Origin of the sequence: Pseudomonas sp. D8002 (assembly GCF_013385695.1) — a bacterium.
GTDB lineage: Bacteria > Pseudomonadota > Gammaproteobacteria > Pseudomonadales > Pseudomonadaceae > Aquipseudomonas.
In genome coordinates, this window is record NZ_JACAPM010000051.1 from 64818 (window position 1) to 77736 (window position 12919).

Sequence of the window (12919 nt, forward strand, 5' to 3'; positions counted from 1 at the left end):
TGCATAAACAGTGGTTGATCCAGTGCCTGAAATGTCCAATCCCCTAGAAGATCCGCTCTATTACCTGCATAACTTCCGCCAAGTGCTCGCCTGGCTGGGGCAGCGTTATGCCGATTTGCTGGCCCCGGACGAAGAGCATTTCATTCAGCAATTTGACAGCTTGCCGCAGGCATCCCAGGCGTTACTGGTACGCATGGTGATGCGCAAGGGCGCGCATTTCCGGGCGGGCAAGCTCAACTATGTCGAGATCGGCGCGGTGCACGAGGCGGTCGTGCCTTTGCTGGAACAGGGTTGGGTGACGGACCAATGCCTGTTGTCGTTCGGCGAGCTGTTCGGCCTGTTGCAGAAAGCGGAAATCCTGGCGGCGTTCAAACCCTGGATCGAGCAACCCAAGGCCAGGAAGGCTGACTGGCTGGAAACGCTGTCAATGCAGTTTTGTGAACTGCGTCACTTCCAGCACTGGTGCCCGGACCTGGCCGATCAGCTTTACAGCCTCACCGTGATGGAACTGTGCGACCGCCTGCGCCTGATGTTCTTCGGTAATCTCTATCAGGACTGGTCGGAATTTGTGCTGGCGGACCTGGGGATCTTTACCTACGAGAAAGTCGAATTCTGCGCCGAATCCCGCGGTTTGCGCAGCCGTGACGATGTGTACGGCTTCCTGTTCCTGCATCAGTGCCAGCAGGCCTTTGAAGCGGGCGAGGCACTCGATGGCGTGCTGGAACAAATCGCTACCTTGCACACCGACAACCCCTGGCTGGAGAAACGTCGGGCCAAGTTGTTGTTCCAGGCGGGCCAGTATTGTGAGCGCAGCGCCGAGTTGGCCCTGGCGGAAGCTATCTACCGGGGCTGCACCTATCCCGGCGCACGGGCGCGGCTGATCCGGGTGCTGGAGCGCCAGGAGGATTTTGCCCAGGCGATGGGGCTGGCCCGTGAGGCGCAACAGGCCCCGGAAAGCGCTGCCGAACAGCAGCACTTGCTGCGCGTGATACCCAGGCTGCGACGCAAGCTCGGCGAGCCGGCGCTGCCCAAGGCAAAACCCCGCGAGATCGTGCGCCTGGACCTCGAACTGCCGGCTCCGGAACCGATGATGTCGGTGGAGTATTGCGTACAGGCGCACCTCAGCGACCATGGTGCACCCGTGCATTACGTCGAGAACAGCCTGATCAATTCGCTGTTTGGCCTGCTGTGCTGGCCGGCGATTTTCGCGCCGTTGCCGGGGTCGTTTTTCCACCCGTTCCAGCGCGAGCCGGTAGACCTGCACAGCGAGGATTTTCATCTGCGGCGCGCCGAGCTGTTCGCCGAGTGCCTGGGCCAACTGGACGATGGACGCTACAAGCACACCATTCGCCAGCGTTATGTAGACAAATGGGGCATCCAGTCACCCTTCGTGTTCTGGAACGTGCTCAGCGAAGAACTGCTCGATCAGGCCCTCGACTGCCTGCCAGCGGCGCACCTTCGCCACTGGTTCGAACGCCTGCTGCTGGATATCCGCGCCAACCGCGCCGGCATGCCCGACCTGATCCAGTTCTGGCCCGAAGAAAAAACCTACCGCATGATCGAAGTCAAAGGCCCCGGTGATCGCCTGCAGGACAACCAGTTGCGCTGGCTGGAGTTCTGCGGCGAACACCAGATGCCCGTCACTGTGTGTTATGTGCGCTGGGCGGGGCAGGCCGCTTGAGCTACAGCGTTGCGGTGCGTGCGTTATGTGAATTCACCGCCAAGGTCGGCGACCTCGACCTGCGTTTTACCCCGTCTCCCAGTGCCCAGGAAGGGATTGTCGGCCACCGCACCGTGGCCTCGCGGCGCAGCGCCCATTACCAGAATGAAGTCGCGCTGGAGGGCGAATACCAGCAGTTGAAAGTCCGGGGCAGGGCGGATGGCTACGACCCGGACCGCAACCAGCTGGAAGAGGTGAAAACCTATCGCGGCGACCTGGACAAACAACCGGCCAACCACCGGCAACTGCACTGGGCACAGGTCAAGGTCTACGGCTGGTTGATGTGCCAGAAGCTCGGGTTGTCGGAGATTGTCCTGGCGCTGGTGTACTTCGACATTGTTGGCGAGCATGAGACGCTGCTCAGCCAACGGTTTCAGGCTGATGACCTGCAGGCATTCTTCGTGCAGCAATGCACCCTGTTCCTCGGCTGGGCCGAACAGGAAATGCACCAGCGCGAAGCCCGCAATGCCGCAGCGGTTGCCCTGGGCTTTCCCCATGCGGCGTTTCGCCCGGGCCAGCGCGCCCTGGCGGAAACGGTCTACAAGGCGGTCAGCACCGGCCGCTGCCTGATGGCCCAGGCGCCTACCGGGATTGGCAAGACCGTCGGCACGATTTTCCCGATGCTCAAGGCCATGGCGCCGCAACAGCTGGACAAGGTGTTCTTCCTGACCGCCAAGACCCCGGGCCGCAAACTCGCGCTGGATGCGGCGCAGGTGCTGTATGACAGCAGCCCCGATCTGCCATTGCGGGTGCTGGAGCTGGTGGCGCGGGACAAGGCCTGCGAACACCTGGACAAAGCCTGCCATGGCGACTCCTGCCCACTGGCGAAGGGTTTTTATGACCGCTTGCCGGCGGCCCGCGAAGCTGCTTCCCGCGTGCGCCTGCTGGACCAGCGCAACCTGCGGGAAGTCGCCTTGGCCCATGACGTCTGCCCCTATTACCTGAGCCAGGAAATGGCACGCTGGGCCGACGTGGTGGTCGCCGACTACAACTATTACTTCGACTTCGGCGCCATGCTGTTCGGCCTGGCCCAGCTCAACCAGTGGCGCGTCGCGGTGCTGGTGGACGAAGCCCACAACCTGGTGGAGCGTGGCCGCTCGATGTACAGCGCGGCCCTCGACCAGTACACGCTCAAGACCCTGCGCGAGATCGCACCCGAGCGGCTGAAAAAGCCGCTCCAGCGCCTGAACCGTGAGTGGAATGCCCTGCACAAGGAGCAAGTGGCGCCTTATCAGGCCTACGCCCAGAAACCCGACAAACTGCTGCAGGCGCTGAGTCTGTGCACCAGCGCCATGGGTGAATATTTCAACGACCATCCCGAAGCACTCAATGGCGAACTGCAAGCCTTCTACTTCGAGGCGTTGCAGTTTGCCAAGGTCGCCGAGCTGTTCAACGAACACTTCATTTTCGACATCAGCAAACGCGAACTCAGCGGCAAGCGCAGTTCATCAAACCTGTGCCTGCGCAACGTGGTGCCCGCCGAATTCATTCGGCCCCGGCTGACGGCGGCCCGCAGCAGCGTGCTGTTTTCCGCAACCCTGAGCCCACGGCACTACTACGCGGACTTGCTGGGAATGCCGCCCGACACGGCCTGGGTGGATGTGGAATCACCGTTCAAGGCCGAGCAGCTGCGGGTGCATATCGTCGACCGGATCTCCACCCGGTTTGTGCATCGCCAGGCGTCCCTGGAGCCCATCGTCGAGCTGATTGCAGCGCAGTTTGCCCAGGCGCCGGGCAACTACCTGGCGTTTTTCAGCAGTTTTGATTATCTGCAGCAAGTGGCGCATTTGCTTGCCGAGCGGCACCCGCACATCCCGCTGTGGCAGCAATCACGGGGCATGGCCGAGGCGCAGCGCCAGGGGTTTCTCGACCAGTTCACCCAGCACAGCCAGGGCATCGGTTTCGCCGTGCTCGGCGGGGCATTCGGCGAAGGCATCGACCTGCCGGGCACCCGCCTGATTGGCGCGTTTATCGCCACCCTGGGCCTGGCGCAACTCAACCCGGTGAACGAGCAGCTCAAGCTGCGGATGGGCGCGATTTTCGGCGCCGGTTATGACTACACCTACCTTTATCCGGGCATCCAGAAGGTGGTGCAAGCCGCGGGCCGGGTGATCCGCAGCCAGCAGGACCGAGGGGTGGTAATGCTGATTGATGACCGGTTTGGCGAAGCGCGAGTGCGGCAGTTATTGCCGCGCTGGTGGTCGATCACTGCGGCGGATACACCGCATCCCGCAACTGGTGGGTGAACTGGCCGGACATGCCTTCGTAAGCCGTATTGGTCAGTGCCACCACCGTAAGCTTCTGCTGCGGGTCGACAAACCAGCTGTGACCGTAGGCGCCGCCCCATTCAAAGGTGCCCCGGGATTGCGGTGTGCCTGTCAACGCCGGGTCATCCAGCACCGCCCAGCCATAACCGAACCCCCAACCCGGGTCCTGGGTTTGCGCCTTGGCGCCGACCGAATCGGTGACCATCAACTGCACGCTGTGTGCCGACAGGATCGGAGCGCCGCCCCGGCGAATGGTTTCCAGGAACCGCGCAATATCACCTGCCGTCCCGGCCATGCCTGCGCCGCCGGAAGGGTAGGCCTGGGGATCGAGAATCCGCCGCACATCAAACAGCGCAGTGCTGGTGCCCGAGGTGATCGTGGCCTTGTCGACCATGCGCAACGGCTGCGGTGATCCATCCTGATACGCGGCGGCCAGCCGCGTGAGGTCGGTCACGGCAAACCCGGTATCGCGCAGGCCCAGAGGCCCGGTCACCGACTCGTGGATCAATTCCGGCAAGCGCTGGCCCGACGCCTTTTCCAGCACCGCACCCAGCACATCGGTGGCCATCGAATACTGCCAGCCGGTGCCCGGCGGGTAACTCAGGGGCACGCTCGCGATACGCTTGAGATTCTCGGCAAAGCTGATCTCGGGCTCACCCAAACCATCGGAAACCCCGGCGGTGCGGTAAGGGCCATGGGTACTTTCCAGGAATCCATAGCTCAGGCCGGCTGTGTGGTTAAGCAACTGGCTGACGGTGATCACCGGGATGGTGCCATCCGCCAGCTTGGGATTGAAGTCGGGCAGCCAGCGGCTGACCGGATCGTCAAGGCCCAAGCGACCTTGTTCCACCAGGTGCATCGCGGCGGCGGATACCAGCGGTTTGGTCACCGATGCCAGGCGAAAGATCGTGTCCTCTGTCATCGGGCGCCCGTCTTCGCGGTCCGCCAAGCCGGCAGCACGGTGATAAACCAGCTGCCCGTCCCGCAGCACCAGCACCACGGTGCCCACCAGGCGATTGTCGGCAATGGCGCTGTCGACCACCGCATCCACGCGCTTGGCGAGCAGTGGGTCGTGGCTGTCGGCGCAGGCGAGGGTGGCGCAAAGGGAGGCGGCAAGGGGCACGAGGTATCTGGCAGGAGGCTGCATGGTTCAGGTCGCTCATTGGCAGTGCATGACTGCCAAATATGAACGCTGGGGTCCCGGACTACAACGTGACATTGCACAACTGCTGACTCACTGCCCATAAGCGTTCGGCCTGCTCCGGGTCGACAGCCCAGGGCCATACGCCGTTACGGCTGGTGTCATCCTGCGACCAAGCGGCCACATCGCAATCTTCGCAGTAGAGTCCGCCCATGCCCTCCAGTTGCGGGCTGACAGCGCACCACACCGAGGTCGCGGCGCCTTGCTCGGGGCTCTTGTAGTGACTGGCGCTGCGGATATTGCCGTGCTCATCCAGTGCGCCGACGAATGCCAGGTCGTCCTTGTCCAGGTAGCGGATCAGGTCGGTGAGGATTTCCCCCGGGTGCACGGAAAATGCGCGCACACCCTCCGCTTTACCTCGTCGGTCCAGTGCTACCGCGAACAGTGCGTTGGCGGTTTTTGATTGGCCGTAGGCGAGCCACTTGTCATAGGGGCGGTGTTCAAATTGCGGGTCATCGAAATGCACAGGGCTGAGACGATGGCCTAGGGATGATACCGAAACCACTCGTGCGCCATTAGCCTCACGCAGCGCCGGCCACAACCGCGCGGTTAGCTGGAAGTGGCCCAGGTGGTTGGTGGCGAACTGCGCTTCGAAACCTCGCGTATCCCGTTGCAGTGGTGTGGCCATGATTCCGGCGCTATTGATCAGAAGGTTCAATGCCCGGTCGCTGGCGAGGAAGTTTTCGGCAAAACGGTCGATGGAAATCGGGTCGAGTAAATCCAGGCTGGCGTGTTCAACACCGATGATGCCCGAGAGGTTGCGTTCGGCCTTTTCAGGATCCCGCGCGGGAACGATCACCTGCGCACCCGCGTCGACCAACACGCGAACCGTTTCCAGGCCAATGCCGGAGTAGCCACCGGTGACAATCACCGTCTTGCCTCGCAAATCGCTGCCCGCCAAGGCTTGCTGGGCGGTAGTGCCGGCATCGAAGCCGCTGCCAATTGGGGTTTGTTTGTCAGCCATGAAAGATCTCCTTATGGGAGGCCTAGAGTCTCTCGCTGGAGCCCGGACGCGGAATGCCCTAGAGTCCGTGTTTCTGTCGCGATCGTCCGGAGCTTTTATGGATACCCTTTCCGATGTGCTGGCACTGTTAAAAAGCCATCGCTCGACCTTCGCCGGCTTGAAGGCTGGCGGCAACTGGGCCATTGACTTTGCGGCGCCGGATGGCATCAAGTTCAACGCGGTGGTGGAGGGTAGTTGCTGGCTGGAAGTGGAAGGGCTGGCAGTACCGATACGCTTGTATGAGGGAGATTGTTTCCTGTTGACCCAGGCACGCCCGTGGAGGCTGTCCAGCAATCTGTGCCCTGAAGGACTCGATGCACGTGAGGTGTATGCCGATGCGGTGGGAGGCATCGCCACGGTGGGTGCCACGGTGGATCTGTTCTTGATCGGCGGACGATTTATCTACGGGGACGACGCCCGACTGTTGCTGGATAGCCTGCCGCCGGTGTTGCGCGTGAGTGCCAACTCCGAACAGGCCGCCGTGTTGCGTTGGTGCCTGGATCGCCTGGCCCGGGAATACGCCAGCCCGTTACAAGGCGCGGCGCTGATGACCGAGCATTTGGCGCAAATGATGCTGGTGCAAATCCTGCGGCTCTATCAATCTTCCATGGGCACCCATACCAGCGGCTGGCTGGGAGCCTTGACGGATCCAAGGCTGGCCCCGGTGCTGCGGGAAATTCACGCAGCACCCGCCCGGCGCTGGACATTGAGTGAAATGGCCGGCGTGGCGAGTCAATCCCGCTCCACCTTCGCCTTGCACTTCAAGCAACGGGTAGGGCTGGCACCGCAGGAATACCTGACCCGCTGGCGTATGCACCTGGCGGTACAGGCCTTGAAAGCCAGCGACAACAGCGTGTCCACGATCGGCCAGTCCCTGGGTTATCAGTCAGACAGCGCTTTCAGCAATGCTTTCAAGCGCGTGATGGCTTGTTCTCCCCGGGAATACCGCGAGCGAACCCCACACAAGGAACCCAGTGATGAGTGAAACCCTGCAGCAGAAGGTCAAGGTCAACGGCATTGAGTTGAACGTGCACATCGCCGGCCCCGAGAGCGGCCCGCCGGTGTGGTTGCTGCATGGGTTTCCCGAGTGCTGGCACTCCTGGCGCGAGCAGATTCCGGCGCTGGTGGCCCAGGGTTATCGGGTGTTTGTCCCGGAAATGCGCGGCTATGGACAATCCAGCGCGCCGCCGGAAGTGGCCGACTATGACCTGCTGACCCTGTGCGCCGATATCCAGGGCGCCATGGACCTGTTCGGGCATCGCCGGGTCGTCATGATTGGCCATGACTGGGGCGCCGTGGTGGCCTGGCACCTGGCGTTGCTCGAGCCAGAGCGCGTCAGCCAGTTGGTGACGATGTCGGTACCGTTCGCCGGACGCTCCCGCAGGCCGGTGATCGAGATTATGCGCGAGCTGTACGCCGATCGCTTCAATTACATCCTGTACTTCCAGGCCCCGGGCGTGGCTGAAAAGGAACTGGATGCCGATATCGAGCGGACATTACGGCTGTTCATGCAGGACCAGGACGTTTTCCTGCAGAAGAAACCCGCCAGCGCGAAGCTGCTGGAAGGTGTGCCGCTGCCCGGTACGCTCCCGGCCTGGTGCAGCCAGCAGGACCTCGACGTGTATGTTCAGACCTTCGCCAATGACGGCTTTCGCGGCCCGTTGAACTGGTACCGCAACTTCGAACGCAACTGGCAGCTCACCGAGTTCCTCGCCGGCAGGCAGGTGCTGCAGCCGACGCTGTTCCTGATCGGCGACCGCGACCCGGTCGGCGTGTTCGAAGCCCACACCCTCAAGCGCATGCCCGACGTCGTGCCGAACCTGCAACAAAGCGTCCTGGCCAACTGCGGCCACTGGATTCAGAACGAGCAGGGGCCCAAGGTCAACGAACTGCTGCTCGGGTTTCTAGGGCGAACGTGAACGTCGCGCCGCGCCCTGGCACATCGATCAGGCGGATTTCCTGACCGTGCAGTTGCAGGATCCGGTGCACGATGCGCAAGCCCAGGCCGCCATCGCGTCGAGCCCCGCCAATGGTGAAGGCGCGCAGGAACAGACCTTCGCGCAGATCCGCCGAAATCCCGGGGCCGCTGTCGCTCACCGTGACCTCAACAAAACCGGACTTGGGGGCCAGGGTCACTTCAACTTCGCCATTGGGCGGGGTATGGCGCAGGGCGTTATCCAGCAGGTTGGTGAGTACCCGTTCGATCAGGCCCAGGTCGGCCAATACGGTTGGCACCACCGGTGGCAGGCTGGCGGTGAGGGTGATCGCCCGGGCTTCCGCGGTCAGTTCGAACTTCTGGAAAATGTCCTGCACCAGGTCGGGTAACGAAAAGCCTTCGATGACCGGCTGCACAAACCCGTGTTCCAGGCGTACCAGTTCCAGCAGCGACTGGGCCAGCCCGCCGACCTTGCGGCTCTGGTCGAGGGCGATGCCCAGGTAACGCCGGCGTTCCTGCGGGGTCAGGCTGGCGTCTTTCAGGGACAGGGTTTCCAGGTAGCCATGCAAGGAGGCCAACGGTGTGCGCAGGTCATGGGAAATATTCGCGACCATCTCCCGGCGCTCCTGCTCTTGATGGGTGATAGCGCGCCACTGTTCACCCAGGCGGTTCTCCATCTGCACGAAGGCGTGGTCGAGCACGGCGATTTCATCCTGGCTGGCAACCTCGGGCGCCACGGCCTGCGGGACTTTCGGTGCGCCGTTGATGTCGAACTGGCCGACCTTCTCGGTCAGTTGCCGCAAGGGCCGGGTGATCCAGGCGAACGCGGTCAAACCCGCGAGCAAGCACAACAATGCCACCAGGGCGATGGACCACAGGGCGATGTTCAGTGCCATGCCGGTGGCATCCCGGGCGTCGAACACATCATGGGCTTCGCCCAGCAGCACCACATACAGGTAGCCGGCCTGCTGGCCGTTGACCCGCAGCGGCGCGGCGCTGAACACCTTGAGGCCGTCGACGCTGCGCGGATCGTCGCCGAGGATCGGCAGCATCGCGCCGCTGAGGAAACGGCGCACCGGTTCCAGGTTGACCTGGTCGCGGCGCAGGTGGCCGCTGGGCGCAGCGTTGCCGACCACGCGCCCGTTAATGTCCAGCAGGTACACCTCGACACTCGGGTTTACCAGCATCAACTGGCTGAACAGGTTGCGCACCGCGTCCGGCTTGAGACCGTCGGCGTCCATCAACTGCGTATCCCGGGCGATGTGCGCGGCGAGGTCGCGGGACAGGCCTTGCACCACTTCCAGTTCATGCATGTGGTTGGAGCGCACTTGCAGCCAGGCCGACGTGCCGCTGCAAATCAGCAGCAACAGCGCGAACACCAGGGACAGGCGCTGGGTAAGGGTCAGCCTCATGCCGGTTGCTCGGCAAACTTGTAGCCACGGCCCCACACCGTGAGGATGCGCGCCGGGTTGGCCGGATCGGCCTCGACCTTGGCCCGCAGGCGGTTGATATGGGTATTGACGGTGTGTTCGTAACCTTCGTGGCTGTAGCCCCACACGGCGTTGAGCAGGTCCATGCGCGAGAATACCTTGCCCGGTTGGCGGGCGAAAAAGTACAGCAGGTCGAATTCCCGGGGCGTGAGGTCCAGCCGCTGGCCTTGCAGGGTGGCGTCACGGGTCAGCGGGTTGATGAACAACTGGCCGAGGTCGAGGCTGCCGGCGTCCATCTTCAAGTTGCGCGCCATGGCGTCGACCCGGCGCAGCAGCGCCTTGACCCGCGCCACCAGCTCCGGCATGGAAAACGGCTTGGCCAGGTAGTCATCCGCCCCCAGTTCCAGGCCGAGGATGCGATGCAGCTCGCTGGAGCGGGCACTGGTGATAATGATCGGCGTGTAGCGCGTCATTGCCCGGGCCCGCCGGCAGATCTCCAGGCCGTCGACGCCGGGCAGCATCAGGTCCAGGATCAACGCATCCCAGCCGCCTTGCTCCAGCAGGCGCAGGCCTTCGTCACCATCGGCACTGTGAACCACCTCGAACTGCTCGTCCCGCAGGTGCAGGCAGATCAAATCGGCAATATGGGCATCGTCCTCGACCACCAGGACACGTTTGGGCTGATCCATTGATAAAAACCTGTCTTCTTGATTCGCGCATTGTGCGGCTTTTGCAACAGTGTAGTTATCACGAATTGTTTAACTCTGCGTGAGGATTCCGCGACCACCCCGGGCCTAACCTTACTCATCGCAACGGCAAAAGTACGCCCCCCTCATTGTGGCGAGGGAGCTTGCTCCCGCTGGGTCGCGCAGCGGCCCCAAAAAAGCCGGGAGCGCTGCGCACTCCAGCGGGAGCAAGCTCCCTCGCCACAGTTTGTTTATCAGCCATAGGGGCTTCGCCAGCCATCCGCATTTGTGTGAGGAGCAACTCATGTATTCACGTCGACAGATCCTGCTCGCCGGCGGCGGCCTCGGCCTCGCGGTAATCGCCGGTGGCCTGCTGCAAAAAATCAACGCCGGTCCCGCCCTGATCGCCGAAGCTGAAGCCGCCGAACATTTCGAAGTCAGCCACACCGACGCCGAATGGCGCACCCTGTTGACCGCCGAGCAGTACGCGATCCTGCGGGAGGAGGGCACCGAACGCCCCTACAGCAGCGCCCTCAACAGTGAACACCGCAACGGCACCTTCGCCTGCGCCGGTTGCGCGTTGCCCCTGTACGCCTCGGCCACCAAATTCGAAAGCCACACCGGCTGGCCCAGCTTCTGGCAACCCCTGGAAAACGCCGTGGCCAGCCACGTCGACACCTCCTTCGGCGTGGTACGCAAGGAAATCCACTGCCGCCGCTGCGGCGGTCATCAGGGCCACGTGTTCGATGACGGCCCGGCACCCACCGGCCTGCGCTACTGCATGAACGGCGCAGCCATGACGTTCACCGCGACTTAATTCAATGTCTTCCTATAAGGGTCTACCCCATGTGGCTTTTGGTTCTCGCATATCTGGGCGGCGTGCTGACGATTGTCAGTCCCTGCATCCTGCCGGTTCTGCCTTTTGTCTTCGCTCGCACCGGGCAGCCGTTTTTGCGCAGTGGCTTGCCGCTGCTGCTGGGGATGGCGATGACCTTCGCCCTGGTCGCCTCGCTCGCGGCGGTGGGCGGCGGTTGGGTGGTGCAAGTCAATCAGTACGGTCGCTGGCTCGCGTTGCTGTTTGTTGCGCTATTCGGGCTGACGCTGCTGCTGCCAAGCCTGTCCGAGCGCCTGACCCGGCCGCTGGTGGCCGCGGGCAGTCGCCTGTCGGAAGCCGCCGGGGCCGATTCGCGGCCGCGTCCGGGCGCATCGTTCCTGATCGGCGTGGCCACCGGGCTGCTGTGGGCGCCGTGCGCCGGGCCCATCCTCGGGCTGGTGCTGACGGGCGCCGCGCTGCAGGGCGCCAGTATCGGCACTACCTTGCTCTTGCTGGCCTACGCGGCAGGGGCTGCCACCTCCCTGGCCTTGGCGCTGCTGGTCGGCGGTAAAGTCTTCGGTTTCATGAAGCGTTCGCTGGGCGCTGGTGAATGGCTGCGTCGTGGGCTCGGCGCCCTGATGTTGGCCGGTGTGGCGGCCATCGCCCTGGGCCTGGACACCGGGATCCTGGCGCGCCTGTCGACGGCGTCAACCGGTGGCCTGGAACAAAGCCTGGTGGAGAAACTCAGCGCCAAGCCTGAACAGAAGAGCGGGGCGATGATGGCCGGCGGCGCGATGATGGCCGCCAACCACAGTGACACGCTGCCAGTGGAGGGCCAGTTGCCGCCGCTGGACGGTGCCGTGCAATGGCTCAACTCCGAGCCACTGACTGCCGAGGCGTTGAAAGGCAAGGTGGTGCTGGTGGATTTCTGGACCTACTCCTGCATCAACTGCCTGCGCACCTTGCCGTACGTCAAGGCCTGGGCCGAGAAATACCGCGACCAGGGCCTGGTGGTGATCGGAGTGCACGCTCCGGAATTCGCCTTTGAACGCGACGTGAACAACGTCACCAAGGCCATGAAGGACCTGGGCATCACTTACCCGGTGGCCATCGACAACAACTACAAGATCTGGCGCGCCTTCAACAACCAGTACTGGCCGGCGCATTACTTTGCCGATGCCAAGGGCCAGATCCGCTATCACCATTTTGGCGAGGGTGACTACGCCGAGTCCGAGCGAGTGATCCAGCAACTGCTGCGTGAGGCGGGCGCTACCAAGGTGGCGGGCGGCTTGATCGAAGCCGATGCCAAGGGCATCCAGGCCGCACCGGACATGAACGAAGTGCAGTCGCCGGAAACCTACCTGGGCTTCCAGCGCGCCGAGAACTTCGTGACCACCGGCACCCTGGGCACCGACAAGGTGGTGAACTACCCGGCAGCCGGCAACCTGGCCTTGAACAACTGGACCCTGGAAGGCCAATGGAACGTCGGCGGCCAGCAAGCCACCCTCGCAGCGGCCAACGGCAAGATCGTCTACCGCTTCCACGCCCGTGACCTGCACCTGGTGCTGGGCCCGGGCGCCGACGGCAAGCCGGTGCGCTTCAAGGTCAGCATCGACGGCCAGGCGCCGGGGGATGCCCACGGCACCGACGTCGCACCGGATGGCAGCGGCACCGTGACCGAACAACGCTTGTATCAACTGGTGCGCCAGCCGGGCGCGGTCAAGGACCGGACCTTCACCATCGAGTTCCTGGACCCGCAAGTGGCGGCCTATGCCTTCACCTTCGGCTAACCCATAGCGAAATTTGGCATGGTTAACCCGATCAAGTAGGAGCTGGCTTGCCTGCGATAGCGATGTTGAATT

The 12919-nt window shown here is 63.1% G+C and carries 10 protein-coding genes; 6 read left to right on the forward strand and 4 right to left on the reverse strand.

Annotated elements, in window-relative coordinates:
- The first annotated feature begins 31 nt into the window (after positions 1–31).
- A complete protein-coding gene (locus HX807_RS27500; protein WP_177051694.1) occupies positions 32–1681 on the forward strand; it encodes a VRR-NUC domain-containing protein in 1650 nt (549 codons plus the stop codon).
- Entirely contained in the window at positions 1678–3966 is a 2289-nt protein-coding gene (locus tag HX807_RS27505; protein ID WP_177051696.1) for an ATP-dependent DNA helicase, read from the forward strand. The genes HX807_RS27500 and HX807_RS27505 overlap by 4 nt, the downstream gene beginning before the upstream one ends.
- Here HX807_RS27505 and HX807_RS27510 read toward each other — a convergent pair.
- Both HX807_RS27510 and HX807_RS27515 read right to left on the reverse strand, forming a co-directional pair.
- Positions 3926–5134 (reverse strand): serine hydrolase, encoded by a 1209-nt coding sequence (locus HX807_RS27510; protein ID WP_177051698.1) that lies wholly within the window; start codon positions 5132–5134, stop codon positions 3926–3928. The two genes, HX807_RS27505 and HX807_RS27510, sit on opposite strands and share 41 nt — an antisense overlap.
- Positions 5135–5192: 58 nt before the next feature.
- Positions 5193–6152 (reverse strand): oxidoreductase, encoded by a 960-nt coding sequence (locus HX807_RS27515; protein WP_134326656.1) that lies wholly within the window; start codon positions 6150–6152, stop codon positions 5193–5195.
- 97 nt (positions 6153–6249) lie between these two features.
- Between HX807_RS27515 and HX807_RS27520 the strand changes: the two genes are divergently transcribed.
- Positions 6250–7176, forward strand: a complete 927-nt coding sequence (locus HX807_RS27520) for an AraC family transcriptional regulator (protein WP_177051700.1) — start codon at positions 6250–6252, stop codon at positions 7174–7176.
- Positions 7169–8110: an alpha/beta fold hydrolase gene (locus HX807_RS27525; protein WP_177051701.1), complete on the forward strand. Its 942-nt coding sequence runs from the start codon at positions 7169–7171 to the stop codon at positions 8108–8110. Before HX807_RS27520 ends, HX807_RS27525 begins: the two co-directional genes overlap by 8 nt.
- On the opposite strand, the gene HX807_RS27530 is transcribed toward HX807_RS27525, so the two are convergent.
- Both HX807_RS27530 and HX807_RS27535 read right to left on the reverse strand, forming a co-directional pair.
- Positions 8073–9539, reverse strand: a complete 1467-nt coding sequence (locus HX807_RS27530; RefSeq protein WP_003217087.1) for a HAMP domain-containing sensor histidine kinase — start codon at positions 9537–9539, stop codon at positions 8073–8075. The genes HX807_RS27525 and HX807_RS27530 overlap by 38 nt on opposite strands.
- Positions 9536–10246, reverse strand: coding sequence for a response regulator transcription factor (locus HX807_RS27535; protein WP_177051703.1), 711 nt, complete (start codon positions 10244–10246; stop codon positions 9536–9538). Before HX807_RS27535 ends, HX807_RS27530 begins: the two co-directional genes overlap by 4 nt.
- A 301-nt stretch (positions 10247–10547) precedes the next feature.
- Here HX807_RS27535 and msrB point away from each other — a divergent pair, with 301 nt between their 5' ends.
- Together msrB and HX807_RS27545 are read left to right on the forward strand one after the other, a co-directional pair.
- Positions 10548–11060: a peptide-methionine (R)-S-oxide reductase MsrB gene (gene msrB, locus HX807_RS27540; protein ID WP_003217084.1), complete on the forward strand. Its 513-nt coding sequence runs from the start codon at positions 10548–10550 to the stop codon at positions 11058–11060.
- Between the two features lie 29 nt (positions 11061–11089).
- Positions 11090–12847, forward strand: coding sequence for a cytochrome c biogenesis protein DipZ (locus HX807_RS27545; RefSeq protein WP_177051705.1), 1758 nt, complete (start codon positions 11090–11092; stop codon positions 12845–12847).
- The last annotated feature ends 72 nt before the right edge of the window (positions 12848–12919 follow it).